The organism is Bradyrhizobium viridifuturi (genome assembly GCF_001238275.1).
Taxonomy (GTDB): Bacteria; Pseudomonadota; Alphaproteobacteria; order Rhizobiales; family Xanthobacteraceae; genus Bradyrhizobium; species Bradyrhizobium viridifuturi.
Map to the genome: position 1 here is coordinate 83,464 of NZ_LGTB01000025.1, position 25,700 is coordinate 109,163.

The following is a 25,700-nucleotide window of genomic DNA, read 5'->3' on the forward strand; positions in this document are numbered from 1 at the left end:
CAGGTCGTGGCGTCGGGTTGGCGACGGCGCTAATCTGGCGTTGAAGCCGGGAGGGCCATCGCGGCCGGGATCTCGTGGACGATATTGCGCGGGACAATGCGAACTGGCGGATGCCGGACGAGGGCGCGCCGCATGCCGCGACCTGGATGGCGTTCGGCGCCAGCGCGGCGATCTGGGGCGGCAAGCTGCTTCCCGTCGCGCGGGAAAATCTCGCCGGCATCGCCAAGGCGATTGCGGCCTACGAACGCGTCAACATGCTGGTGCGCGACGAGGACCGCGAGATAGCCGCGCGGCTCTGCGGCCCCTCGGTCAGCCTCGTCATTCGAGCGATCGATGACGTGTGGATGCGCGACACCGGTCCGGTGTTTGTGCGCGACAATTCGGGACAGCTTGGCGCGATCGGTTTCAACTTCAACGGCTGGGGCAACAAGCAGCGCCATGCGCTTGATGCCGAGATCGCAGGGCACGTGGCCCGTGCGGCGAACGCGACGTTCGTCAAGGCCGGACTGGTGCTGGAAGGCGGCGGGATCGAAGTCGATGGTGAGGGGACTGCGATCATCACCGAGAGCTGTGTGCTCAACCCCAATCGCAATCCTGGTGTCTCCAGGGAGAAATGCGAGGCCGAATTATCGCGCCTGCTCGGGCTCGACAAGGTGATCTGGCTGCCCGGCATCGCCGGCAAGGACATCACCGACGGACATACCGATTTCTACGCACGATTTGCCGGTCCAGGCGTCGTCGTGGCCGGCCTCGAGCCAGATCCGTCGTCGTTCGATCACGCGGTGACCAGGCGGCACCTCGATCTGCTGCGCGGCGCGGTCGACGCGAAGGGCCGGCATCTCGACATCGTGGTGTTGCAGGGCCCGTCGACAGTGCGCCCCAAGCACGGCACGAAGGACTTCGCTGCCGGATACATCAATTTCTACGTCTGCAACGGCGCCGTGATCGCCCCGGAATTCGGCGATGCGGCTGCCGACCGCAATGCGCGCGATATCCTGCGGGAGCTGTTTGCGGACAGGGAAATCATTCAGCTCAACATCGACGGCATCGCCGCCGGCGGCGGCGGCATTCACTGCACCACGCAACAGCAGCCGCGTTCATGACGTGAATGGCCCGGCCGCGATGGATCGCGGCCGGGCCATTCGCCGTTCATCAACTGTACAAGCGGCGCTAGCCCGCCGGCATCTGCTTCTCGACCAGGCGCACCCAGTAGGAGGCGCCGTGGCCGAGGATGTTGTCGTTGAACTTGTAGGCCGGGTGGTGGCACATCGGGCCGTCGCCCATGCCGAGGAAGACGAACGCGCCGGGGCGCGCTTCCAGCATGAACGCGAAATCCTCGGCGCCCATGACCGGCACCAGATTGTCATTGACGCGGTCGGCGCCGACCACGTCGCGGGCGATCTCGGCGGCGATGCCGGCCTGATGCGCATGGTTCAGCGTCACCGGATACATGCGCCCATAGTCTGTCTCGGCCGATCCGCCATAGGCCTTGGCGATGCTGGAGGCGACCTCGCCGATCCGGCGCTCGACCATGTCGCGCACGCCGGGATCGAGCGTGCGCACGGTGCCACCCAGCGTGACGATCTCGGGGATCACGTTGAATGCATTTGCGGCCTCGAACATCGTGATCGAGATCACCGCGGACTTCAGCGGGTCGAGATTGCGCGACACGATCGATTGCAGCGCACTGATGATCTGGGCGCCGATCAGGACGCTGTCGATCGCCTCGTGCGGCGCGGCGCCGGCGTGGCCGCCCTTGCCGCGCACGACGATCTTCAAGGTGTCCGACGAGGCGAGCATCGGGCCCGGGGTGGTCGCGAAATAGCCCTCGGGCAGGCCGGGCATGTTGTGCAGGCCGTAGACCTCCTGGATGCCCCAGCGGGTCATCAGCCCGTCGTCGACCATCGCCTTGCCGCCGGCGCCGCCTTCCTCGGCGGGCTGGAAGATCACGATCGCGGTGCCGTCGAAATTGCGCGTCTCGGTCAGGTATTTCGCAGCGCCCAAGAGCATCGCGGTGTGGCCGTCATGGCCGCAGGCGTGCATCTTGCCGGGGACCTTCGAGGCGTAGGGCACGTCGGCGGCCTCCACGATCGGCAGCGCGTCCATGTCGGCGCGCAGCCCGATGGTCTTGCCCGAGCCGTTCTTGCGGCCGCGGATCACGCCGACCACGCCGGTGCGCCCGATCCCCGTCACCACCTCGTCGCAGCCGAACTCGCGCAGCTTGTCGGCGACAATGCCCGCGGTGCGGTGCACCTCGTAGAGCAATTCGGGGTTCTCGTGGAAGTCATGGCGCCAGGCGGCCATTTCATCCGAGAGGGCGGCAACGCGATTGACGATGGGCATGGGAAGCGTCCGTTTCTTGTGATTGCGTAGGGCGGGTCAGCGTAGCGCAACCCGCCGCGATGTCACGTGGGAATGGCGGCCTCGCTCAGGCCTCGCCGAACACCCGCTTGAAGATCGTGTCGACATGCTTGAGGTGATAGCCGAGGTCGAACTTCTCCTCGATCTCGGCATCGGTCATGTATTTCTTCACGTCGGGGTCGTTCTTCAGCAGCGTCTGGAAGTCGCCTTCGCCGCGCCACACCGGCATCGCATTGCGCTGCACGAATTTGTAGGCGTCCTCGCGGCTGGCGCCCTTCTGGGTCAGCGCGATCAGCACGCGCTGCGAATGCACCAGGCCGCCGAGCCGGTCGAGGTTCTTCTGCATGTTCTGCGGATAGACCAGGAGCTTCTCGATCAGGCCGGCGAGCCGGACCAGCGCGAAGTCGAGCGTGACGGTGGCATCGGGGCCCATCATGCGCTCGGCGGAGGAATGCGAGATGTCGCGCTCGTGCCAGAGCGCGACGTTCTCCAGCGCCGGCGTCACATAGGCGCGCACCATGCGCGACAGGCCGGAGAGGTTTTCCGACAGCACCGGATTGCGCTTGTGCGGCATCGCCGACGAGCCCTTCTGGCCCTCGGAGAAGAACTCCTCGGCTTCCAGCACCTCGGTGCGCTGCAGATGGCGCACCTCCACCGCGAGCCGTTCGACCGAGGCGGCGATCACGCCGAGCGTGGCAAAATACATCGCGTGGCGGTCGCGCGGGATCACCTGGGTCGAGACCGGCTCGGGCCGCAGGCCCATCGCTTTCGCAACGTGCTCTTCGACCCGCGGATCGATCTGCGCAAAGGTGCCGACCGCGCCCGAAATCGCGCAGGTCGAAATCTCGTCGCGCGCGGCGACCAGGCGGGCGCGGGCGCGGGCGAACTCGGCATGGGCATAGGCGAGCTTGAGGCCGAAGGTGACCGGCTCGGCATGGATGCCGTGGGAGCGGCCGATGGTCGGCGTCATCTTGTGCTCGAAGGCGCGGGTCTTCAGCGCCGCCAGCACCCGGTCGAGATCGGCGATCAGGAGATCGGCGGCGCGCTTGAGCTGGACATTGAGGCAGGTGTCGAGCACGTCGGAGGAGGTCATGCCCTGGTGCACGAAGCGCGCCTCGGGGCCGACGATCTCGGCGAGATGGGTCAGGAAGGCGATGACGTCGTGCTTGGTCTCACGCTCGATCTCGTCGATCCGCGCCACGTCGAAGGTGGCATCCTTGCCCTTGGCCCAGATCGTCCTGGCGGCTTCCTTTGGGATCACGCCGAGCTCGGCCAGCGCGTCGGCGGCATGCGCCTCGATCTCGAACCAGATCTTGAAACGCGTCTGGGGCTCCCAGATGGAGGCCATTTCCGGGCGGGTATAGCGGGGGATCATCGAGAACTCCGAATCGGACGGGGCGGGGCGCGCAGAACGCGCTCCGGCCAATTTGTTTTTACGCTGCGCTTTAGCAAATCGGGCCGGGCGAAGCCACCTTTTCGGGGCATTTGGCGGGGAAAACCGGCCGAAATCGGCGGTCCGTAGCCCCGGCCTTGCTTCGCCTCGCCCCGCTTGCGGGGAGAGGCCGGAACGCATCGCCAGATGCGTTCCGGGTGAGGGGGAGCCTCCGCGAACTCGGCTGTCAGCGTCTTCGCGGAGATAGCCCCTCACCACAACCCTTTCCCCGTAAGAACGGGGGGAGGGAGCGGTTAGAGGTTCGCCAGGCCGCATTCGACGGCGAGGCGGACCAGCTGGGCGTCGGTCCGCAGGCCGGTCTTGGCCTTGATCAGATAGTGGTAGTTCTGCACGGTCTTGGTGCTGAGGTTGAGGTTGGCGGCGATCTGCTCCTTGGTGCTGCCCGCCGCGAACTGCCGGAGAATTTCGATCTCTCGCTCGCCGAGCTGGTCGAGCGCCGATTTGGTCGGCACCAGGCTCTCCAGCGCGAGCACCCGCGCGACGTCGTCGCTCATCGCGTGCTCGCCGCGCGCCACCGAGCGGATCGCCGCGATCAGCTCGGCCGGCTCGCTGCCCTTGGTGACGAAGCCGGAGGCGCCGGCAGCGAACGCCGCCTTCACCTGGGCCGCCTCGCTGTGCATGCTGAAGACCAGGATGCGGGCGTCGGCATCGCGCGCGCGGATGTTGCGGATCGCCTCCAGCCCGCTCGCGCCCGGCATCGAGATGTCCATCACCACCACGTCAGGCCCGTGCGACTTGAACGCGCGATAGGCATTGGCGGCGTTGTCGGCCTCGGCGACCACGCTGAAATCGTCCTGATGCTCGAGCACGCGCCGGTAGCCCTGACGGACCACGGGATGGTCGTCCACCAGCAGGATCGAGATTCCCCGAGTCTTCACGACTGTCATCTTCGCGGTCGTCATCTCAGGCGGCGAGCGGGATCGTGGCGGCGACGGAGAGGCCGCGGCTGGCGCGCGCGATCGACAGCGAACCGCCGAGTGCGGCGACGCGCTCGCTGACGCCGGTGAGGCCGAAGCCTGCCGACTGCGCCACCTTGGCGGCATCGCCGCCGCCGTCGTCCTCGACCCGCACCAGCAGCGCGTTCTCGGTTCCGGTTCGTCGTTCGATCCGCAGCACGATCTCGCGCGCGTCGCTGTGGCGCAGCGCATTGGTCAGGCATTCCTGCGCCACCCGATAGGCCGTTACGGCTACCGTGCCGCTGATGTCGGCGAGGTCGCCCTGCAAATCGAGCTGGATCATCGGCTGCGTCGCGCGCGACCGCCAGCTGTCGACGAGATCGACCAGGCTTGCCTCCAGCCCGAGCTCCTCCGCCGGCGGATGGCGCAGCCGGTTCAACGTGTCGCGCAGGCAGGCGATGATGCGGCGCGTCGCCTGCGAGATCATCCGCGCGTCCTGCGCGATTTCCGTACCGGCGGCGTATTTGTCCCCAGAGCTCGCCTCGATCGTGTTGGCGAACGCCAGGATCGCGGTGAGGTTCTGGCCGAACTCGTCGTGCAGCTCGCGGGCCAGCGCGCGGCGTTCGTCGCTCCGGATTTCGAGCAGGCGCCGCGTCAGCATCGTGCGCTCCTCCTCGGCCTGCGCCAGGCGATCGCCGAGATCGCCGACAGCGCGCCCGATCATCGCAAGCTCCATCGAGCGGACGCGCGGCAACGGCGTGCGGTACTCGCCGTCGGCCATGCGGCGCAGCGCCGACACGATCGAGTGGGCGGGCGCCAGCGTATGCGCGATGGCGAGCGAAGCGAGCAGCGCGATGGCGAGCGCCATCAAGAGCGCGACATGGATGTTGTCAAGGATGTGCTGCCAGGCGAGCGCGATCGCGGCGTCCGGATCGGAGATGGCACGGACGGTTCCCGCGGTCGCGGCACGGGCGCTGATCGGCCGCTCGACGGTGGCGTGCTCGCCGAGCACGGTCTGCACGGTTGCCGCGAACCAGCGCGGCGGCGCCTTGCCGATCCCCTTGCTCTGGCCGCAGAGCGGCTTCTCGAAGGCGCCGGCCGGTTCGAACTGCACGCAGATCCCGGGGGCGATCAGGCCCATGGTCTCGATGGTGCGCCAGTCCGGCGCTGGCAGCAGTTGTTCGCGCATCCGGTTGCTGCGCAGCAGCAATTCACGCCAGTACAGCGCCTCCAATGCCTGCGAGACCCGGCCGGCGGACGCCTCGGTGGCGCGATCGACGCTGCGATAGGCGTCGATCGTGGCCCAGACGGTGGCGGCGCCAAGGCACAGCGCGACGATGACGAGCAGGCGGGCGACCAGTTGAAGCACGAGGCGCATGCGATCACTCCACGGCCGGAGCATGAGCCGACCAAGCGTGATGCGGCCTCATGCTGAAATGGGCGGCGCGATGCTAACAGCACCGCTGTTCCCCGCCAATCGCAAGCGTGCCAGGCTGTGCAGGTCGGGAAATTTGCCCGACGAAACTTGGGCAGAAGTCTTTGGACGGCGCCTGCCGGCTCTGCTCTAACCATCAGCGGGGTTCTCACGCGGGCCTCGCGGAACAACCGTTACAGGGAGCTAGCGCAGCATGGACGCCAAGGTCGAGGCTGCGGCCGCACCGGCCGGCACGGACGCGGCGGAGCGCAGCGTCCTGCTGCTCTGGATGATCTTCACCGGCCTTTCGCTCTTCGCTGCCTTCCTGCTGTGGCGCTACGGGCTGATCCGCCTGATGGTCAGTTCCGACCGCACCTACATTTCCAGCGTCATCGCCGTTCTCTACGTCGTGACCTGCATCCATTGCTTCTGGCGGACGCGGGCGATCGCGCGGGAAGGCGAGGTGGCGCGGTCCTGCCGCACGATCCTCGCCGCGCCCGACGGCACGAAGGCGCTTCTGTCGGATGCGCGCGGCTTGCCGCGTGGCCTCGTCACCGATCACATCAAGAGCCTGGTGCAGAAGGCCGACGCGCAGGCCAAAGGCCGTATCGACCAGACGCTGCTGCTGCGGACGCTGGCCGACCGCCTGCGCGGCTCCAACGGCTTCGGCGCCTTCGTCTCCGACACGCTGATGAAGCTCGGCCTGCTCGGCACCATCATCGGTTTCATCATCATGCTGGCGCCGATCGCCTCGCTCGATGCCGCCGACAAGGTGGCGATGAAATCGTCGATGGGCCTGATGAGCGACGGCATGGCGGTCGCGATGTACACGACGCTGGCCGGGCTGATCGGGTCTATCCTGGTCCGCATCCAGTATTACATGCTGGATTCCGCGACCCAGCGGGTGTTCTCCGACGCCGTCGTGCTGACCGAGACCCACGTCACGCCGGCCCTCGAACGTCGCCTTGATACGTCCCTTGGTACGCCGCCATGATGGACGAGTTCGGTCTCTATCCGCGCGAGGAGCCGTTCGATCCGCTCGGCGTCATGCTGTTCAAGGCGCTGCAGGTGATCGCCTTCCTGTTCTTCCTGGCGCTGCTTGCGGTGTCGCCGGACTCCAAGGACGGCAAGATCGAATCCAAGGCGGAGTTCATCATCACGATGGACTGGCCCGACAACCACCCCGACGATCTCGACCTGTTCGTGCAGGATCCGGCCGGCAACATCGCCTGGTACCGGCATCGCGAGGCCGGTTTTCTGACGCTCGACCGCGACGACCGCGGCGGCGCCAACGACTTCATCGTGGTCAACGGCAAGAAGATCGCGTCGCCGATCCGCGAGGAGATCGTCACCCTGCGCGGCGTCGTCGCCGGCGAATACACCGTCAACGTCTCGCATTTCCAGGCGACGACCGGCGAGCCGGTGCAGGCCAATGTGAAGGTGCAGAAGCTCAATCCGACGGCGCAGGTGATCTTCGACGACAAGCTGACCGTCGACCACACCGGCGACGAGAAGACGGCGGTGCGGTTTCGTCTCGACGCGGAGGGCAAGGTGATCAACGTCGACCGGCGGCCGAAATCGCTGCTCGAGACCTTCCGCAGCAGTTGGCGCAACGGCGCCGACCTCGATCCGAACACCGGCGTCCCAAGATCCGGCGTGAGGGTGCTCCGTCGTGATTAGTCTGCAATCAATCATCCTCACGCTTGCGGTCGCCTACGCCGTGGTAGGGGCGCTGCTCTTGATCGTGCTGGTCTATGCGCGGCTGCACTGGTCGCTGAAGGCGGTCGTCATCGTCGTGACCAGCGCCTTCTACTTCGTCAGCTTCGGCGGGATGCGCGGCCTGCTCGGCTGGGCCTCTGCGGAGAAGCTGCCGGCGAACTTCAAGCTGCTGTCGACACGGATCGTGGAGCCGCATTCGCTGGAGGGCGATCCGGGCTCGATCTATCTGTGGGTCGAGGAGCTCGACGAGGACAACCGGCCGAGCGCGGTGCCGCGCGCCTTCCGCATTCCCTACAGCGACGCCTTGGCCGAGCAGACCCATACCGCCGACAACGAGATCAAGGCCGGGCACCCGCAGGGCGGGCGGGCGGCGGATTTCGGCGGCGGCGACGGGACCATCATGGACTTCGTCAGGGAGTACATCACGCCGAAGACGATCGTGGAGACCACTGGCGGCGATTCCACGACGGGGACGTTCGTGGCCCCGCCGGCCGGTGCGCAGGGATCGGTCTTCACGCCTCTGCCGCCGCCCCGGATGCCCCCCAAGGACGAGCAGCGCTAGGACGGGGCGTCCCAACCAGGATGGCATAAAAGTAGGGATCGCCAATAATCGGTCAGCGGGGTGGACAGTAGTGATCCGGAATCCCGCCAACGGTCAGCTCGGTGTAATCTAACTTCTAACCGGGGCTAGATTTTATCCCGAAGCCATTTTCCCGGCAAAGGGGCCGCTGCGTGAAGCGGCCCCTTTCGATTCCGCTCCCAGTTCCCATCGGAATTTTCCAGCGAGGCCGCGCTCCGTGCATGGCTGTCATCTCACACCGTCTCGCTGACAGATATTGAAATCTGTCAGCGAGATGGTGTATATACTCACCAGCCCAAGGGAGGAGGGCGCCCAGTGGCTGTTCCGGCGTTTGGCCGGGGAAGCCGTACTTAATTTGACTACCTCGAAGGACTACCTCCATGACGATAGAAATCTTTCAATTGACCGCCCAGATTCAACAGTGGCTCAACCTTCGCGTCGCCCGCCATTTGGCAGCCCAGGCCGCCAAGTTCACCCGCGGGCAGGACAGCGATAACCAGACGGTAAACGCATGAACGAGGCGGTGGTTTTGACACCCGAGCGGATCCTCGAGGCAACTGAGGATGTCTTGAGACGCTACGGGTTGACCAAGGCCACCGTTGTCGACGTGGCCCGCGCGCTGGATGTCAGCCACGGCAGCGTCTACCGCCATTTTCCCAGCAAGGCCTCGCTGCGCGACGCAGTGGCAAAACGCTGGCTGGACCGCGCCAACGAGCCGCTGTGCAAGCTCGCAGCGGCCGACGGCCCGGCGCCGGAGCGGCTGGAGAAATGGCTGCGCACCGCCTTCACCATCAAGCAGAAGAAGGTCTGTGACGATCCGGAGATGTTCGCGACCTACCTGGCGCTGGCGCAGGACGCGCGCGAGGTGGTGGAAGCCTACAAGGACAAGCAGGTCGACCTGATCGCGAAAATCCTGTCCGACGGTATCGCGCAGGGGGAATTCGAGATCGACAACGTCAAGGCGACGGCGCGCGCCGTGTTCGACGCGACCGTCCGCTACCATCACCCGGCGCATGCCGAGGAATGGGCCAAGCCGGAATGCCCGTCCCGGATCGACGCCCTGATCGCCCTGCTGCTGCGGGGCGTGCGGGTGTGCAAGCACTAGCTCATGGTTCCGGCGACCGGCGAAGAGCGCGGTCATGCTGGCAACCGGCCTGAAGTGGCACGATGAGCGATGTGATCAAATCCCTCGATCTGACCGATGGTCGTGTCGTCCTGTTCGACGGCGCAGCGGATGCCTATCGCGCGGAAAATCTCGCATGCTTTGACCCTGACGGTTCGTTGCGCTGGCGAGCCGCGCTACCTCACCACACCGGCCCGGACCGATTTGTCGACGTTGTGCTGGGCGGGGGTTGTATGCGCGCCAGCACGTGGAGCGGATGGGCGATTTGGCTTGATTCCGTTAGCGGCGCCACCATCAAGTCCGAATTCAGCAAATAGTGCCCCGTTGCGGCCTCCGGGCCGCGCGTGCTTGATGTCCGTCAAGATCAGGTTCGCCTTTCCGGGCTCGACTGCCAACAACCATGCGCCTCGCACTCTTTGCCGATATTCATGCCAACCGGCAGGCCTTCGCCGCCTGCCTGGATGCCGCGCGGGCGCGCGGTGCCGAGCGGCTGATCTGCCTCGGCGACATCGTCGGCTATGGCGCCGATCCCGAATGGGCCGTCGACACGGTGATGGACCTCGTCGGCAAGGGCGCAGTCGCAGTGCGGGGCAATCATGACAATGCGATCGGCGTGCCCAGCGACAGCATGAATGCCGATGCGCAGGCCGCCATCGACTGGACCCGCGGCCGGCTCAGCGCCGAGCAGAAGGCCTTCCTCGCCGGCTTGCCGATCCTGCGCGAGGAGGACAACCGTCTCTATGTGCATTCCGAGGCCTCCGACCCGGCGAAATGGCGCTATATCCGCGACACGTCAGATGCCGCCCGGAGCATGATGGCGACCGAATTGCAGATCACCTTCTGCGGCCACATCCATCGTCCCGGCCTCTACTCGATGTCCTCGACGGCGAAGATGACGAGCTTCGTCCCGACTTCGGGCATGCCCGTACAGCTTCTGACCGGGCGACGTTGGCTTGCGGTGCTCGGCTCGGTCGGCCAGCCGCGCGACGGCGATCCGGCCGCATCGTTCGCGATGTTCGACACGACAAGCCGCGAGATCACCTATCATCGCGTGCCCTACGACGTCGCGACCGCCGCGGCGCGGATCAAGGCGAACGGCCTGCCGCTGTGGCTGGCCGATCGCCTGCCGCTCGGCAGGTGACGCGGTGGCGGCGCTGACCATGCAGCCGGGCGCCGAGCTCGATGGCTTCACCATCGGCGAGCGCGTGCACCGCGGTGGCATGGCGACGCTGTGGACCGTCACCCATCCGGGCATCAACGTGCCGCTGCTGATGAAGGTGCCGCTCACCTCGGAAGGTGAGGATCCGGCCGCGATCGTCAGCTTCGAAATGGAGCAGATGATCCTGCCGCGGCTGTCGGGGCCGCACGTGCCGGCCTGTTTCGGCACCGGCGATTTCGAGCGCCAGGCCTATGTGGTGATGGAGCGCATCCCGGGCCAAACCCTCTACAAGCAGATCGACAAGCTGCCGTTGCCGTATGACGAGGTAAGGGTGATCTGCGGCAAGGTCGCCGCCGCGCTCGCCAGCCTGCACCGGCAGAACGTCATCCATCACGACATCAAGCCGAGCAGCGTCATGTTCCGCGAACGCGGCGAGGCGGTGCTGATCGACTTCGGCCTCTCGCATCACCAGCATCTGCCCGACCTGCTGCAGGAGGAGTTTCGGCTGCCTTACGGCACCGCGCCCTACATGGCGCCGGAGCGCCTGCTCGGGGTGCGCGACGATCCGCGCAGCGACCTGTTTTCGCTCGGCGTGCTGCTCTATTTCTTCACCACCGGCGTCCGCCCGTTCGGCGAGAGCGAGACCCTGCGCGGCATGCGCCGGCGGCTGTGGCGCGATCCGCATCCGCCGCGCGAGCTCAGGCCGGACTATCCGCTGTGGCTGCAGGAGATCGTGCTGCGCTGTCTGGAGATCGACCCCGTCGCGCGCTATCCCACCGCGGCGCAGCTTGCGTTCGATCTCGGCCATCCCGAGCAGGTCAAGCTGACGGCGCGGGCACAGCGGCTCAAGCGCGATCCGCTGAGCACGGTGTGGCGCCGCCGTTTCAATCTCGGCGCGGCGCCGCCGCAGCCGAAGTCCGACGTCGCGGTGCAGCTCGCATCGAGCCCGATCGTTGCCGTCGCGCTCGATCTCGGCGAGGAGACCGAGGCGCTGAACGAGACCATCCGCGTCACCGCCGAGCAGGTGCTGTCGACCTCGCCGTCGGCGCGGCTCGCCTGCGTCAACGTGCTGAAGCTCAATCGCCTGGCGATCGACCGCAGCCATGACGAGCAGGGCCAGAACAAGCATGTCGACCGGCTGGTCGCGTTGCAGCATTGGGCGCGGCCGTTCCGGCTCGCCGAGGGGCGGCTGACCGTGCATGTGCTGGAGGCGATCGATCCGGCCGCCGCCATCCTGGAATTCGCCGCGGTCAATCTGGTCGATCACATCATCATCGGCGCGCGGCAGAACTCGATGCGGCGAGCACTGCTCGGCAGCGTGTCTGCCCAGGTCGCCGGGGAAGCGCCGTGCACGGTGACGGTGGTGCGGCCGTCGCGGCTGACGCCGGCGACGGATGCGGGCGACGCCGCGGCGGATGCCGCGCCGCCGCCGCCCGCTTTGTTCTAGATCGCTTCGCCGCGCGCGTCGGCCGCGGCATTGCGGATCGCGGCGATGTTGGTCTTGTAGGCCTCGAGCGTGCCGCCCTTGAACACCGCGGAACCCGCGACGAAGGCGTTGGCGCCGGCGGCGGCGAGCTGGCCCGCGACGTCGGGCGCGACACCGCCATCGACCTCGATGTCGATCGGGCGGCCCGCGACCATCGCCCTGACGTCGGAGATCTTGCCGATCGCCGAGCGGATGAAGGCCTGGCCGCCGAAGCCGGGATTGACCGACATCACCAGCACGAGGTCGATCAGGTCGAGCACATATTCGATCGCGCTCGCCGGCGTCGCCGGATTGATCGAGACGCCGGCCTTCTTGCCGAGCGCGCGGATCGCCTGCAGCGAGCGATGCAGATGCGGGCCGGCCTCGGCATGCACCGTGATGTGGTCGCAGCCCGCCTTGGCGAAGGCTCCAGATAGGGGTCGCAGGGCGAGATCATCAGATGGGCGTCGAACACCTTCTTGGTGTGCGGCCGCATCGCCTTGATGACGTCGGGGCCATACGAGATGTTGGGGACAAAATGCCCGTCCATCACGTCGAGATGGATCCAGTCGGCGCCGGCCTGGTCGACGGCGCGGACCTCCTCGCCGAGCTTTGAGAAATCCGACGCCAGGATCGACGGAGCGATGACGAGGGGACGCGGGGTGAATGACTGAGTCATAGCGCAGTTCCGAAAGACTTCAGGGGGCGACGGGTGATCCCGCCTAACATGCGCAGGCGTGGCGGGCAATGCGAGCGGACGGCGGCCGGAAGCCGGAAAATTCTGCCGCCGGTGGCAGGTCTTGCCGGGTACGCGGAACCTGCAGCGGTGCGCGAAGGCCTGGTTTTATTGGGTTTTTGCCATGGCACGCCCCTTGCTCCGCCAATGGCAGCGTTTGAGCCGCCAGGCGCGGCCTTGTTGGAGTATTGCCATGTTATTTGCCATTGGCGCTGCGTCATCCGCCGTCGACCTTTTGAGCTCGCTGATGTCGTCGAAATCGACGACGCAGACCGGCAGCTCCACTCAGGGAAATCAGACCGCCGGGCTGTTCGACCTTTCGACCATGACATCGACGTCGAGCAGCAGCACCAGCGCCGGATCGGGCGCCGGCACCCCGCAGATTTCGCCGCAGACCATGAGCGCGCTGCTCGACGCGCAGAGCCAGGCGACCGCTTCAACCGGCGCGGCTTCAACCGGCACGACTTCAACCAGCACAACGCCGACCAGCCGGTCGGATGCGCTGAAGGACCTGTTCTCGCTGATCGACGCCGACGGCAACGGCCAGATCACCAAGACCGAATTCGAGAACGCGCTCGGCGCCGGCGGCACCAACGTCGCGCAGGCCGACGACGTGTTCTCCAAGCTCGACAAGAATGGCGACGGCAGCGTCAGCCTCGGCGAGATGTCGCAGGCGCTGCAGGGCCACAAGGGCGGCGGCCATCATCACCATCACATGGAGAGCGGCTCCACCGATGGATCCGGCTCCAGCAGCGGCTCGGGCGGATCGAGCTCCGATCCCCTGATGCAGGCGCTGAACGGTGCCACCTCGACCTCGGTGACCAACAGCGACGGCTCGACCACGACGACGACGACCTATGCCGACGGCTCCAAGGTGTCGATGACCACCCCAGCCTCGGCGTCCACCACCGGCAGCACGAATTCGTCCTCCGCCGGCAGCAATGCGACGTCGTCCTACAATTTCATCGAGCAGCTGATCCAGCGCCAGTCGCAGGCGATCTCGGCACAGGCTTCGTCATCGGTTTCGGTCAGCGCGTAACTGAGGCGGTACGACCGCGAGCGCCACGCCTCTCCCCGTAAGAACGGGCGAGGGAGCACACTGCCTTCGCGGCCCTAGCCGAACCGGTCCCGCCAGCTCGGCAACGCGCCGGGGAAGGGCAGGGCGGTCGCTGAATGGACGCCGCGGGCGATCGCGCGCGCCACCGTATTGGCGGCGATCGCGCCGAGTTTGGTCAGCCCGAACAGTGGATCGATCGGCTTGGCGCCGGTGGCGGCGGCAAACACCACATCGCCATCGAGCGGGGCGTGCACCGGGTAGATCGCGCGCGCCATGCCGGTCTGTGCGATCATCGCCAGCCGCCGCGCCTGCGGTTTCGTCAATTGCGCGTCGGTCACGACAACGACGAGCGTGGTGTTCTCGGCCGCGGTGGCGTCCGCGCCGCCCTTCAGCCGCGGCTTCAGCATGTCCTGTGTGAACGATGGCGGCAGGCCGCGCCCGCCGAACTCGCCGTCGACTTCGAACGGCGCCGCCCAGAACCACGGGCCGCTGCCGACCGTGACGCTGCCGACCGCGTTGACCACCGCAAGCGCCGCGACCTTCACGCCGTCGTCGGTCGTGGCCGACGCCGAGCCGAGGCCACCCTTGAGGTTGGCTGTTGTCGCGCCCATGCCGGCGCCGACGCTGCCGAGTTCGAAGTCGTCGGAGGCGGCATTAGCAGCCGCATAACCGAGGTCGCGATAGGGCGGGAAGCGCCCCCATGCCTTGTTGCCGCCGTTGAGCAGGTCGAAGCAGATCGCGCCGGGCACGATCGGGATCACCGCATCGCGGATGCGAAAGCCGCGGCCGCGCTCGGCAAGCCAGGCCTGCACGCCGCCGGCCGCATCGAGCCCGAGCGCGGAGCCGCCGGACAGCGTGATGGCGTCGATCGCCTCGACGACATTATGCGGGGCAAGCAGCGCGTCCTCGCGGGTGCCGGGACCGCCGCCGCGGACATCGATCGAGGCCACCGCCGGCCGCTCGAACAGGATCGCGGTGACGCCGGAGGCAATCACGGTGTCGTCGGCGTGGCCGACGGCAACGCCGGCAATATCGGTGAGAAGGTTTTCACGATGCGTCCGTCCGCCTGCTGTCCGATCGATCCGGTATAGCAGCCGCGGCGGATGCATCAACCGTCGCGCGTAGGTGAGCGGCGACTTGCGGTAACACTTGCAGCTCCCTGGTCAAAAAAACGCCCCGGCGAACCGGGGCGTTTCGTGTCTCTGATCGGATCAGGCGTGAGAGGCTCAGGAGCCCTTCGGGTTGATCTCGGTGTAGTTGCCCTTGGCGTCCCACTTGTAGACGACGTAGTCGATCGCCTTGATGTCGCCCTTGGCGTCGAAGCCCATCTTGCCGAGCACGGTGTCCCAATCGCCGGCCTTGATGGTCTCCATCACCTTCTTGGCGTCGGTAGTGCCGGCCTTGGCGACGGCCTGCGTCCACACCTGCATCGCGGCGTAGGTGTAGAGCGTGTAGCCTTCGGGGTCGATGTTCTTGCTCTTGAACTTCTCGACGATCGCCTTTGCGGTCGGCTTGTTGCGCGGATCGGGACCGAAGGTGAACAGCGTGCCCTCGGCGGCCGGGCCGGTGATCGAGGCGAACTCCTTGTCGTTCATGGCGTCGCCCGCCATCAGAATGGTCTGCAGGCCCTGGTCGCGCATCTGGCGCAGGATCAAGCCGGCTTCCTGATGGTAGCCGCCGACATAGACCAGATCGATGTTGTCGCGCTTCAGGCGCGAGACGATCGAGTTGAAGTCCTTGTCGCCCTTGTTGTAGGACTCGAACATCTTCTCCTGGAATCCGGCCTTGTTCAGCGCCTTCTTGGTCTCGTCGGCGAGGCCTTTGCCGTAGGTGGTCTTGTCATTCAGGATCGCGACGTTCTTGCCCTTGAAGTTCTTCATGATGTAGTCGGCGGCGACCAGGCCCTGCTGGTCGTCACGACCGCAGACGCGCGCCACGTTCCAGAGCTTGCGCTCGGTGAACAGCGGGTTGGTCGAGGCCGGGGTGATCTGCAGGACGTTGGCGTCGGCATAGGCCTCGGAGGCCGGGATCGACGACGACGAGCAGAAATGGCCGGCCACGAACGGGATCTTCGAGGAGCCGATCTTCTCCGCGATCGAGCGCGCCTGCTTCGGATCGCAGGCATCGTCGTCGGCTTCCAGCGCGAGCTTCTTGCCGAGCACGCCGCCGGCGGCGTTGATGTCGGCGACCGCCTGCTCGGCGCCGTTCTTCATCTGCCGGCCGAAAGCGGATTCGGAGCCCGTCATCGGGCCCGCGACTGCGATAGTGATATCTTGCGCGAATGCGCTCGCCGACAATGCGAACGAAGCGCCCAATGCCAGGCCGATCAGCTTCAGTGATTTCATGAGACGTCCCTCGTGGTCGTTGCCTCTTGCGGAGGGGCCCGGCACGCCGGGCCCCAAAACCGCGGGCATTCTCGGCTGGTTTCGCGGCGAAGTCACCGGCAATTTTCAGGCAAATCGACGCTACATCAGCTGCAACGGCGGCACGGAACGTGCAGCTAGCCGTGGCGGCCGCCTTCCAGATAGGCGGCGCGGATTTCCGGGCGCTGCAGCAATTCGCCGCCGGTTCCGGACAGCGTGATCAGGCCGTTGACCATGACATAGCCGCGATGGGCGAGCTTCAGCGCATGGTTGGCGTTCTGCTCGACGATCAGCACGGTGAGGCCGTCCTGCCGGTTCAGCGTGCGGATGGCGTCGAAGATCTGCCGCGCGATCAGCGGCGCCAGGCCGAGCGAGGGCTCGTCCAGCATCAACAGGCGGGGCCGGCTCATCAAGGCGCGGCCGATTGCCAGCATCTGCTGCTCGCCGCCGGACAGCGTGCCGCCGCGCTGCGCGATGCGCTCCTTCAGGCGCGGAAACAGCGCGAACACGCGCTCCAGCCCGGCCTCGCGCTCGGCCTCGCTGCATTCGGTGGCGTCGGCGCCCATCTGCAGGTTTTCCGCGACGCTCATCCGCGGAAAGATCCGCCGGCCTTCCGGCGATTGCGCGATGCGCAGCCGCGCGATCTCGTGGGTCGACACGCCGGTGATGTCGCGGCCGTCATACTCGATGGTGCCGGCGCGGGCGCGCGGCCGGCCGAAGATCGTCATCATCAGCGTCGACTTGCCGGCGCCGTTGGCGCCGATCAGCGCGACGATCTCCCCTCGATTGATCTCGATGTCGACGCCCTTCAGCGCCTCGATCTTGCCATATGCCGCACGCACGCCGCGCACCGCGAGCAGGGGAGTGGTTGCCGCTGTCGCGCTCACGTACCGCTCTCCATCACGGCGATCGCCTCTTCCTCGTCGGCGCCGAGATAGGCGGCGATCACCTTGGGGTCGTCGCGCACCGCCTGCGGCGAGCCTTCGGCGATCTTGACGCCGTAGTCCATCACCACGACGTGGTCGGAGATCTCCATCACGACCGACATGTCATGCTCGATCAAGAGGATCGAGGTGCCCTGTTCGTTGCGGATCGACAGCAGCAGCTCGTTGAGCCCGCCGCTCTCGCGCGCGTTGAGGCCAGCCGCCGGCTCGTCGAGGCAGAGCAGCACGGGCTCGGTGCACATTGCGCGTGCGATTTCGAGCCGACGCTGGTCGCCATAGGCGAGATTGCCGGCGGCATCGTCGGCGCGTGAGAGCAGGCCGACACGATCGAGCCAGGTCCGCGCCAGTTCTATGGCGCGCTCCTCGGCCGCACGCCAGGACGGCGCGCCGATCAGGCCGAGCAAGGTCAGGCCCGAGGCGCGCATCAGCGCGTTGTGCTGGGCGACCATCAGGTTTTCCAGCGCGGTCATGCCGGGGAACAGGCGGATGTTCTGAAAGGTGCGCGCCACCTTGGCCTGCTTGGTGATGCGGAAATCGCCGAGCCGCTCGAGCTGCATGGTGCGGCCGTCGTCATTGGTGAGGCGGATCGCGCCGCCGCTCGGCCGGTAGAAGCCGGTGATGCAGTTGAACACCGTGGTCTTGCCGGCGCCGTTCGGGCCGATCAGCGCAGTGATCTTGCGCCGCTCGGCGGTAAAGGAGAGCTCGTTGACCGCGACGATGCCGCCGAAGCGCATCATCAGGCGGTCGACGGTGAGGATGGGGTCGCCGCTCATCCGTGGCCCTCCTTGACGAGGTCGGACGAGATCGCCTGGTTGCGCTCCAGGAACACGGTCGGCGCGCGATGGCCGATCAGCCCGCGCGGCCGCCAGATCATCAACAGTACCATCGCGATGCCGAACACCAGCATGCGATACTGATCGAAACCACGGAACAGCTCGAAGCCGCCGATCATGGTCAGCGCCGCCAGCGCGACGCCGAGCTGCGAGCCCATGCCACCGAGCACGACGATGGCAAGCACCAGCGCCGATTCCTGGAAGGTGAAGGATTCCGGGCTGATGAAGCCCTGCCGCGTGGCGAAGAAGGCGCCGGCGAAGCCGCCGAACATCGCACCGGTCGCGAACGCGGTGAGCTTGGTCGTGGTGACGTTGATGCCGAGCGCGCGACAGGCCACCTCGTCCTCGCGTAGCGCCTCCCAGGCGCGGCCGATCGGCAGCCGGCGCAGCCGGATCGTCACCCAGTTGGTGAGCAGCGCCATCGCCAGGATCAGGTAGAACAGGAAGACGATGCGGTGGGTGGGCGAGAAATCTATGCCGAGCTTGGCGGCAAGCCCGTCATCGCTGTTGTCGAGCGGGATGCCGAACAGGGTCGGGCGCGGGATGCCGGAGACGCCGTTGGGGCCGCCGGTCAGGCTCTGCCAGTTGATTATGACGAGACGGATGATCTCGCCGAAGGCGAGCGTGACGATCGCGAGATAGTCGCCGCGCAGCCGCAGCACCGGGAAGCCGAGCAGCACGCCCCAGAACGCCGCCAGGATGCCGGCGAGCGGCAGGCAGACCCAGAACGACAATCCGAAATTGGTGGCCAGCAGCGCGTAGGAATAGGCGCCGACCGCATAGAAGGCGACATAGCCGAGGTCGAGCAGGCCGGCGAGCCCGACCACGACGTTCAGTCCCCAGCCGAGCATCACATAGGTCAGGACCAGGATCGACAGGTCGAGAATGTAACGCTGATTGTAGAAGATCACGGGCACCAGGAAGGCGAACACCAGGAGCGCCGGTGCCAGCCAGCGCCCGGCGAACGACATCGCGGCCTGCACCGGCTTTGGGACAATGTGTTCCTTGTCGACCGGTCCCCACCATTGCCGCAGCAGCTCGATGATGATGCTGCCGCCGAACACGGTGCCGACGAGGGCGGCGAGGTCGCCGAACCGCGTCCAGTAGATCAGGCCGCCCTGCGGCCCGGCCTCGGTGCGGATGCCGATCATCAGCGAGAACAGCACCAGCGCGACGGCGGCGCTGATCAGGGCTTTCTTGAGAATGAAGGCGCTGCCCGAAGGCTGCGCGGCGTGCGAGGGGCGGGCTGAGGTCGCGCTCACGAAGTGCCTGTCAGACTTTTTCGACTTCGGGACGGCCAAGCAGGCCGGTCGGCATGAAGATCAGCACCACGATCAGGATCGAGAACGCGGCGACGTCCTTGTACTCCACCGAGAAATAGGCCGACCAGAACGTCTCGATCAGGCCGATCGCGAGCCCGCCGAGCATCGCGCCCGGTAACGAGCCGATGCCGCCGAGCACCGCGGCGGTGAACGCCTTGATGCCGGCGACGAAGCCCATGAAGAAATCGACCAGCCCGTAATACAGCAGGTACATCATGCCGGCGACGGCGGCGAGCGCGGCGCCGATCACGAAGGTCATCGAGATGGTACGGTCGACGTCGACGCCGAGCAGTGCGGCCATGGTCTGGTCCTGCTCGCAGGCGCGCATGTCGCGCCCGAGCCGGGTGCGCGAGACCAGCCAGGTGAACAGCGCGAGCAGTACGATGGTCGCGAGCACGACCACGATCTGGATGTTGGAGAGCTGGACGGCGAAGCCTTCGGAGCCTTCATGCAGCGTGTAGCCGCCGGTGATGATCGGCGGCACCGGCTTGACCCTCGCGCCCTGCGACACCTGCGAAAAATTGGTCAGCACGAACGACATGCCGATCGCCGACAGCATCGGCGCGAGGCGGAACGAGTGGCGCAGCGGCCGGTAGGCGATGCGTTCGATGGTCCAGCCATAGAGCGCGGTGATCACCATCGAGACCAGCAGCACGATCAGCAGGATCAGCGGGATCGCGGTGAGGCCGAGCGACACCAGCACCAGGAACGAGATCATCGCGATGAAGCCGCCGATCATGAAGATGTCGCCATGGGCGAAGTTGATCATGCCGACGATGCCGTAGACCATCGTGTAGCCGATGGCGATCAGGCCGTAGATCGAACCGAGCACGAGGCCGTTGATCAGTTGCTGGGCGAAATAATCCATGCGCTGCCGTCAGAGCCTGTTCGGTTGAGAACCGAACGGGCTCTCGGTTTGATTTGGACGCGTTGTCTTCACGCGAACCGGTCTCCACTTCGCTCGAAAACGCTACGTCGCGGTTGACGCGGCGAGGGCCCCCGGCAGCCTGGTCCGTCGCGTCGCGGTATTTTCTAACAGCGGAACCCCGGCGGCGGCAACAGCATGGCAGCAGCAGAAAGGGCCTTGTACATAACTACTTTGGCGGGTGCGCTTCCGATGTCACAGGGGCCGAGACCCAGTTGCTTTGCAATGATCGCGCCGGAACCCGTGTTCCCGGAGCAGCTGCGGTCCCGATGCACGTGTTGTCCCCAGCTTGATAAGAGAATGAGCAAGCAGAGCCCGGGTCGGAAGCTCAGCGCCGCAGGATCCGGGCCGGTGTGAGCAGCTGGGCAATTGAGCAGTTGCAACAAAAAGGGTCTCGCCGCGCGGCGAGGCCCAGTCGATTTGTTTCTGCCGCTGTCGTTCAGGCCAATTGATCGGCGAAGCGGCCGCGGAAGGCGTATGAGCCGAAATGCGTCAGCTCGCTGCGCAGGTCGAGCCAGATCTCGCCGCCGAGGTCGATCCAGCGCCGGCAGAATGCGTAGTCTTCGGACAGATATTCGCCGGTCGTCTTGTCGATCATGCATTCGAACAGCGACACGCGGTCGAGGTCGGCGCGAACCAGATTGCCGGTGTTCAGATCGTTGCTCTTGTGGTTCGCCCGATATTTCAGTTCGGGGTGAGCGTCGCACAGCCGGACGAGGGCAGATCGTTTCATCATCAGGAAGCCGGTTCCCGCATATCGGACTTTGGCAAAGCCATCGCCGCGCGCCGTGATCTGGTCGCCCGCCCATGTGACGACGTAGTCCAGCGAGGATGAGGCGAGGTTCTTGCGCTTGGCGTCCGCAGCCCGCTGCACCTTTTCCCAATCGATGTGCTTGAGCGGATAGGCCGCGGCCGAGACGTCGGCGCCGCAGTCGAGCAGCCGGAACACGGACTCGGGCTCGAACCCGATATCGGCATCGACGAACAGGAGATGGCTGGCGCCGGAGGCGAGGAATTGGTGGGCCAGCTCGTTCCGGGCGCGCACGATCAGCGATTCGTTTCCGATCAGATGGAACACGATGTCGATGCCCCGGGCCGTGGCCGCAGCCTGAAGCTTCAGGACTGACAACACATAGGCCATCTTCAGATCGCCGCCGAAGCAGGGCGTTGCGACGAAAACACGGGTTCTTTCAGTCATTTTACCCCCATTATGCTGGCCGGCGCGGATATTGGCCGTGCCCGATCGCATCGATCCCGGACCATCGCACCGCGCTTAACCTTAACAAAGGGTTTAAATTGCTGCCGGCAATCGATCGGCGTTACCTCGCACGCTGAACCGTCGCCAATCCAAACGGCGCTGGAACCACGGGAAGCGGCAATGTCGAACAACTGGCGGATCAGCTCCTTCAACGGCGCCCTGCTTGCGGCCTATTTCATTCCGGTCTGGACCATCATCGCGTTCAGCATCATGGTGTCGCCGATCCACGGCCTCTATGAGCGGCCGAGCGTGTCGATCGCGCTGTATGCGAGCGACTATTTGCACCTCGGCAAGATGGCGACGGTGCGGCTCGCATGGCTGTTGGCGCTGGCGCGGATCACGGTGGTGGCGTTCTTCGCGGTGTTCCTCGCGATGGCCGCGTTCTCGCCGCTGCGCAGAAACAGCAGCGGCGCCGACGAGGCGCTTGCGGTCGCGCTCTGCCTCGGCAGCGTGCTGAGCTTCGCCAGCATGATGATGGCCTCCAAGGTCGGCGAGATCGAAGCGATGCGGATGCATGCATCCGAGCTTCTGATGCTGCTCGGCACCGCGATCGTGATGCTGTTCGAGACCTCGCCGAAGCGAGCTGCCGTGACTCCTGCCGTCGAGGCGGGGGCGCCGGCGAGCGGGCTATCCCTTCAGCAGCCCTAGCTCGGCAATGATCGCGCCGGCTTCCTTGACGGCGTGATTAGCCGCGGGCACGCCGCAATAGATCGCCTGCTGCAGCAGGATCTCCTTGATGTCGTCGGGCGTGAAGTCGCCTTCGCTGAGTGCGGCGCGCACATGCAGGCGGAATTCGTCCCACTGGCCGAGCGCGACCATGGTGCCGATCACGAGCACGCGGCGGGTGCGGTGATCGAAATGCGGCCGGGTCCAGATGTCACCCCAGGCGTAGCGCGTGATCAGGTCCTGGAAGTCGGTGTTGAACGCATTGCGGTTCTTGATCGACTTGTCGACCCATTCATTGCCCAGCACCTTGCGGCGCTGGGTCATGCCGTCGTTGCGGCGCTGATTATCGTCCATTGAAGTTCCTCCTCGTCATTGCGACCGAAGCAATCCATTTCGCCGCTGGCGGAGACGTGGATTGCTTCGTCGCTTCGCTCCTCGCAATGACGCTCTTTGCGGTTACCGTTGCGTCAGGAAGCCGACCACGGCTTCGGTGAAGGCGTGCGACTGCTCGACATTGGAGATGTGCGCGGCATCGAGCAGCGTCATGCTGGCGCCGGGAATGCCGCTGCGGATCATTTCACCCGCCGACACCGGCGTCGCCATGTCCTGCTTGCCCGCGATCACCAGCGTCGGGCTCTTGATCCCAGGCAGCAGGGCGCGCTGGTCGAGCGTCGACAGCGCCTCGCAGCAGGCGAGATAGCCCTCGACGGGAGAGGCGAGCAGCATCGCCTTCATGCGCGCCGTGGTTTCCGGTTCGCGCTCGCGGAAGTCAGCGGTCAGCCAGCCCGCGATCACGGTGTCGGCGACCGCGGCGATGCCGCCTTCCTTCACCGCCTTGATGCGGTTCAGCCAGTTGGTCGGATCGGGATAATAGCAGGCGGTGTTGGCGAGGATGAACTTGCTGAATCTTTCAGGAGCGTTGGCGCCGAGCCATTGCCCGACCATGCCGCCCATCGACAGGCCGCACCAATGCACCTTCTCGATGTTGAGGTCGTCGAGGATCGCCAGCACGTCGCGGCCGAACCGCTCCATCGAGTAGGGGCCGGCCGGCACGCCGGATTTGCCGTGGCCGCGGCGGTCGTAGCGGATGACGCGGAACATCTGCGTCAGCGCCTTCATCTGCGGCTCCCACATCTGCAAGGTGCAGCCGAGCGAGTTCGACAGCATCACGGTCGGTCCGCCGTCGCGGCCATCGACCTGGACGTTGAGCAGGCATCCGTCGGCGTTGATCATCGGCATTATGTTGTCCCCCTCGTCATGTGCGGCGAAGCGCGTCGTTGCTTCACGCCGTCGCTACTTGTCATCCAGTGAAGCCAGCAGCCGGTCGATCAGCGCCTGCGAGGCGCCCTGATAGGCCATCGGCTTGAACAATTCTGCGATTCGCTTGTCGTCGAGATGCGCCGTGACCTTGGCATCCACCGACAGCACGTCGCGCAGATGCTTCTTCTCCGCGACCGCTTTCTTGCTGGCAGCCTCGATCAGATGATGGGCGTCGCTCTTGCCGATCTTGTCGGCAAGGGCAAAGGTGACGGCTTCCGCCATGATCAGCCCATGCGTCGCATCGAGGTTGACGCGCATCCGCGCCGCATCGACTTCCAATCCTTCGGCGAGATCGACGGTCGCGGCGAGCGCGCCCGAGGTCACCAGCATCAGGCCCGGCAAGGTCGGCCATTCCGCATGCCAGGGACCGGCGCTGCGCTCATGGTCCTGCACCTGCGCGGCGAAGATCGTGGCAGCGAGGTTCGGCGCCATGGTCGCGGCGCCCAGCGCGCTTGCGGCCGCCACCGGATTGCGCTTGTGCGGCATGGTGGAGGAGCCGCCGCGGCCGGCGCCGGCAGGCTCGAAGGCCTCGCCGACATCGGTCTGCATCATCAGCGAAATGTCGCGCGCGATCTTGCCGCAGCTGCCGGCGAGGATTGCGAACACGGACGCCGCCTCCGCGATGCGGTCGCGATGGGTGTGCCAGGGCGCGTCGGGCAGGGGCAGGTCGAGCTCTTTCGCGAGGGCTGCCGCGACCGCGAGGCCCTTGTCGCCGAGCGCGGCGAGCGTGCCTGCGGCGCCGCCGAATTGCAGGGCCAGCGTCTCGCGGCGCAGCCGTTGAAGCCGCTTGCGCGAGCGATGCAGCGCCGCGGCATATTCGGCGAGCTTGAGGCCGAACGGCATCGGCAGCGCGTGCTGCAGCCAGGTCCGTGCCACCATTGCGGTGTCGCGGTTGGCGCGTGCGAGCCCGGCAAAGCCTGCAACGGCGCGGTCGAGGTCGGCAAGCAGCGCATCGATGCCGGCGCGCAGCGACAGCATGGTCGCCGTGTCGATGACGTCCTGGCTGGTCGCGCCCCAATGCACATAGCGCGCCGCCTCGGCATCCGCCTTGGCGACGTCAGCGGTCAGGGTCTTGACCAGCGGGATCGCCAGATTGCCCGATCGCGTCGCGGCATCGGCCAGCGCGGCGAGGTCGAATGATTCGGCCTTGCAGACCGCGGCAATCGGTCCCGCGCTGGCTGCGGGAATCACGCCGCAGGCCACCTCGGCGCGGGCCAGCGCCGCCTCGAAATCCAGCATGTTCTGCAGGGTGGCGGCGTCGTCGCACACCGCGCGCATCGCGGCGCTCGACAGCATCGGCGCAAGCAGGGGGGAGAGGGCTGTGCTCATTGCGCGCGACCTAACCACTCCTGCGCGTCGCTGCCAATGCCCCTGCGCTGCCGTCATATTCGGCAAGCGGACCGCGCGATTTCGTGAACGATGCGCTTGGCTTGCTGCGGTTGCGAATATGCATCGCTCATCCTCCCAAGGTGGCCTTTCCTTTGCGCCCGGGCTGCTTTACTTGGGAGAAAAGGTTTCTTGCGATCGAGGAGGTCCCCCATGGCCATGACGATGACCGGCGAAGTCCAGCTTGCAGCGCCGCGCCAGGCTGTGTGGGACAAGCTCAACGATCCCGAAGTGTTGAAGGCCTGCATTCCCGGCTGCGAAGAGCTGGAGAAGACCGACGAGGGCGGCTTCCGCGCCACCGCGAAAATGAAGGTCGGCCCGGTGTCGGCCCGCTTCAAGGGCAAGGTCACCTTGAGCGATCTCGATCCGCCGAACGGCTACAAGATCTCGGGTGAAGGCGAGGGCGGGGTCGCCGGCTTCGCCAAGGGCGGCGCCACCGTCGGCCTCGCCGACAAGGATGGCGGCACGCTTCTGAGCTACAACGTGGAGGCGCAGATTGGCGGCAAGCTCGCCCAGCTCGGCCAGCGCCTGATCAACGGCGCCGCCAAGAAGCTGGCCGATGAATTCTTTGCAAATTTTGCAAAGGCGGTGCAGGGTTAGGCCTGCTTTCCGGTTGGACTATCTGGGTCCGGCCAAGGCTTCCCGCTATGTCCTGGATGGGTGGCTCCAAAGGTTGCCCATCGCGGGGCGCGCCCATATTATGCCGTCTGGAATGATTTT

At 66.1% G+C, this 25,700-nt stretch carries 26 protein-coding genes and 1 pseudogene; 12 read left to right on the forward strand and 15 right to left on the reverse strand.

Annotation, left to right across the window (positions count from 1 at the left end; translation table 11 throughout):
* Positions 1 to 74 precede the first annotated feature (74 nt).
* Positions 75 to 1,103: an agmatine deiminase family protein gene (locus ALC15_RS22755; protein WP_050629181.1), complete on the forward strand. Its 1,029-nt coding sequence runs from the start codon at positions 75 to 77 to the stop codon at positions 1,101 to 1,103.
* Positions 1,104 to 1,170: 67 nt separating this feature from the next.
* Here the strand turns inward: ALC15_RS22755 and ALC15_RS22760 are convergent, their stop codons facing one another.
* From ALC15_RS22760 to ALC15_RS22775, 4 genes are all read right to left on the reverse strand, one after another.
* Positions 1,171 to 2,343 carry a M20 aminoacylase family protein gene (locus ALC15_RS22760; RefSeq protein ID WP_050629182.1) on the reverse strand — a complete coding sequence of 391 codons (1,173 nt, stop codon included), beginning with the start codon at positions 2,341 to 2,343 and terminating at the stop codon, positions 1,171 to 1,173.
* A gap of 85 nt (positions 2,344 to 2,428) precedes the next feature.
* Entirely contained in the window at positions 2,429 to 3,736 is a 1,308-nt protein-coding gene (purB, locus tag ALC15_RS22765; RefSeq protein WP_050629183.1) for an adenylosuccinate lyase, read from the reverse strand.
* A gap of 311 nt (positions 3,737 to 4,047) precedes the next feature.
* Complete coding sequence (locus ALC15_RS22770; protein ID WP_050629221.1) at positions 4,048 to 4,701, reverse strand: response regulator; 654 nt, start codon at positions 4,699 to 4,701, stop codon at positions 4,048 to 4,050.
* Between the two features lie 16 nt (positions 4,702 to 4,717).
* Entirely contained in the window at positions 4,718 to 6,088 is a 1,371-nt protein-coding gene (locus tag ALC15_RS22775) for a histidine kinase (RefSeq protein WP_050629222.1), read from the reverse strand.
* A gap of 250 nt (positions 6,089 to 6,338) precedes the next feature.
* Between ALC15_RS22775 and ALC15_RS22780 the strand changes: the two genes are divergently transcribed.
* The 8 genes from ALC15_RS22780 to ALC15_RS22810 all read left to right on the forward strand — a co-directional run bounded on the left by ALC15_RS22780 (position 6,339) and on the right by ALC15_RS22810 (position 12,152).
* Positions 6,339 to 7,118, forward strand: coding sequence for a MotA/TolQ/ExbB proton channel family protein (locus ALC15_RS22780; RefSeq protein ID WP_050629184.1), 780 nt, complete (start codon positions 6,339 to 6,341; stop codon positions 7,116 to 7,118).
* Positions 7,115 to 7,804, forward strand: a complete 690-nt coding sequence (locus ALC15_RS22785) for a DUF2135 domain-containing protein (protein ID WP_021077822.1) — start codon at positions 7,115 to 7,117, stop codon at positions 7,802 to 7,804. Before ALC15_RS22780 ends, ALC15_RS22785 begins: the two co-directional genes overlap by 4 nt.
* A complete protein-coding gene (locus tag ALC15_RS22790; protein WP_050629185.1) occupies positions 7,797 to 8,405 on the forward strand; it encodes a hypothetical protein in 609 nt (202 codons plus the stop codon). Before ALC15_RS22785 ends, ALC15_RS22790 begins: the two co-directional genes overlap by 8 nt.
* 398 nt (positions 8,406 to 8,803) lie before the next feature.
* Positions 8,804 to 8,938: a hypothetical protein gene (locus tag ALC15_RS47235; RefSeq protein WP_016843141.1), complete on the forward strand. Its 135-nt coding sequence runs from the start codon at positions 8,804 to 8,806 to the stop codon at positions 8,936 to 8,938.
* On the forward strand, positions 8,935 to 9,528 hold the full coding sequence (locus tag ALC15_RS22795) for a TetR/AcrR family transcriptional regulator (protein WP_050629186.1): 594 nt from the start codon (positions 8,935 to 8,937) through the stop codon (positions 9,526 to 9,528). The genes ALC15_RS47235 and ALC15_RS22795 overlap by 4 nt, the downstream gene beginning before the upstream one ends.
* A 62-nt stretch (positions 9,529 to 9,590) precedes the next feature.
* Entirely contained in the window at positions 9,591 to 9,863 is a 273-nt protein-coding gene (locus tag ALC15_RS22800) for a DUF7957 family protein (protein WP_050629187.1), read from the forward strand.
* An 83-nt stretch (positions 9,864 to 9,946) separates the two neighbouring features.
* Positions 9,947 to 10,687, forward strand: coding sequence for a metallophosphoesterase family protein (locus tag ALC15_RS22805; RefSeq protein ID WP_050629188.1), 741 nt, complete (start codon positions 9,947 to 9,949; stop codon positions 10,685 to 10,687).
* Positions 10,688 to 10,706: 19 nt separating this feature from the next.
* Positions 10,707 to 12,152: a serine/threonine protein kinase gene (locus tag ALC15_RS22810; protein WP_050629223.1), complete on the forward strand. Its 1,446-nt coding sequence runs from the start codon at positions 10,707 to 10,709 to the stop codon at positions 12,150 to 12,152.
* Here the strand turns inward: ALC15_RS22810 and rpe are convergent.
* A pseudogene (gene rpe, locus ALC15_RS22815) lies at positions 12,149 to 12,849 on the reverse strand (ribulose-phosphate 3-epimerase). The gene ALC15_RS22810 and the pseudogene rpe sit on opposite strands and share 4 nt — an antisense overlap.
* Positions 12,850 to 13,099: 250 nt before the next feature.
* On the opposite strand from rpe, the gene ALC15_RS22820 reads away from it, so the two are divergent.
* Positions 13,100 to 13,945, forward strand: a complete 846-nt coding sequence (locus ALC15_RS22820; RefSeq protein ID WP_050629189.1) for an EF-hand domain-containing protein — start codon at positions 13,100 to 13,102, stop codon at positions 13,943 to 13,945.
* A 74-nt stretch (positions 13,946 to 14,019) separates the two neighbouring features.
* Here ALC15_RS22820 and ALC15_RS22825 read toward each other — a convergent pair whose 3' ends face one another.
* The 7 genes from ALC15_RS22825 to ALC15_RS22855 form a co-directional block, all read right to left on the reverse strand.
* The gene (locus tag ALC15_RS22825; protein ID WP_050629190.1) at positions 14,020 to 15,072 is read right to left on the reverse strand and encodes a P1 family peptidase; all 1,053 of its coding nucleotides are present in this window, start codon (positions 15,070 to 15,072) and stop codon (positions 14,020 to 14,022) included.
* Between the two features lie 117 nt (positions 15,073 to 15,189).
* A complete protein-coding gene (locus tag ALC15_RS22830) occupies positions 15,190 to 16,308 on the reverse strand; it encodes a branched-chain amino acid ABC transporter substrate-binding protein (protein ID WP_050629191.1) in 1,119 nt (372 codons plus the stop codon).
* 155 nt (positions 16,309 to 16,463) lie between these two features.
* On the reverse strand, positions 16,464 to 17,213 hold the full coding sequence (locus ALC15_RS22835) for an ABC transporter ATP-binding protein (protein ID WP_050629192.1): 750 nt from the start codon (positions 17,211 to 17,213) through the stop codon (positions 16,464 to 16,466).
* Positions 17,210 to 18,043, reverse strand: a complete 834-nt coding sequence (locus ALC15_RS22840; RefSeq protein ID WP_050629193.1) for an ABC transporter ATP-binding protein — start codon at positions 18,041 to 18,043, stop codon at positions 17,210 to 17,212. The genes ALC15_RS22835 and ALC15_RS22840 overlap by 4 nt, the downstream gene beginning before the upstream one ends.
* A complete protein-coding gene (gene livM, locus ALC15_RS22845) occupies positions 18,040 to 19,308 on the reverse strand; it encodes a high-affinity branched-chain amino acid ABC transporter permease LivM (RefSeq protein WP_200914685.1) in 1,269 nt (422 codons plus the stop codon). Before livM ends, ALC15_RS22840 begins: the two co-directional genes overlap by 4 nt.
* Before the next feature lie 67 nt (positions 19,309 to 19,375).
* Positions 19,376 to 20,293 carry an ABC transporter permease subunit gene (locus tag ALC15_RS22850; RefSeq protein ID WP_050629195.1) on the reverse strand — a complete coding sequence of 306 codons (918 nt, stop codon included), beginning with the start codon at positions 20,291 to 20,293 and terminating at the stop codon, positions 19,376 to 19,378.
* Positions 20,294 to 20,789: 496 nt separating this feature from the next.
* Positions 20,790 to 21,548: a hypothetical protein gene (locus tag ALC15_RS22855; protein ID WP_050629196.1), complete on the reverse strand. Its 759-nt coding sequence runs from the start codon at positions 21,546 to 21,548 to the stop codon at positions 20,790 to 20,792.
* A gap of 180 nt (positions 21,549 to 21,728) precedes the next feature.
* Here ALC15_RS22855 and ALC15_RS22860 point away from each other — a divergent pair, with 180 nt between their 5' ends.
* The gene (locus tag ALC15_RS22860; protein WP_050629197.1) at positions 21,729 to 22,256 is read left to right on the forward strand and encodes a hypothetical protein; all 528 of its coding nucleotides are present in this window, start codon (positions 21,729 to 21,731) and stop codon (positions 22,254 to 22,256) included.
* On the opposite strand, the gene ALC15_RS22865 is transcribed toward ALC15_RS22860, so the two are convergent.
* From ALC15_RS22865 to ALC15_RS22875, 3 genes are all read right to left on the reverse strand, one after another.
* Positions 22,236 to 22,628: a carboxymuconolactone decarboxylase family protein gene (locus ALC15_RS22865; protein WP_050629198.1), complete on the reverse strand. Its 393-nt coding sequence runs from the start codon at positions 22,626 to 22,628 to the stop codon at positions 22,236 to 22,238. The two genes, ALC15_RS22860 and ALC15_RS22865, sit on opposite strands and share 21 nt — an antisense overlap.
* A gap of 102 nt (positions 22,629 to 22,730) precedes the next feature.
* Positions 22,731 to 23,513 carry a 3-oxoadipate enol-lactonase gene (pcaD, locus tag ALC15_RS22870; protein WP_050629199.1) on the reverse strand — a complete coding sequence of 261 codons (783 nt, stop codon included), beginning with the start codon at positions 23,511 to 23,513 and terminating at the stop codon, positions 22,731 to 22,733.
* Positions 23,514 to 23,567: 54 nt separating this feature from the next.
* Positions 23,568 to 24,923: a 3-carboxy-cis,cis-muconate cycloisomerase gene (locus ALC15_RS22875; RefSeq protein WP_050629200.1), complete on the reverse strand. Its 1,356-nt coding sequence runs from the start codon at positions 24,921 to 24,923 to the stop codon at positions 23,568 to 23,570.
* A gap of 210 nt (positions 24,924 to 25,133) precedes the next feature.
* On the opposite strand from ALC15_RS22875, the gene ALC15_RS22880 reads away from it, so the two are divergent.
* Complete coding sequence (locus ALC15_RS22880; RefSeq protein WP_016840413.1) at positions 25,134 to 25,580, forward strand: SRPBCC family protein; 447 nt, start codon at positions 25,134 to 25,136, stop codon at positions 25,578 to 25,580.
* Positions 25,581 to 25,700 lie beyond the last annotated feature (120 nt).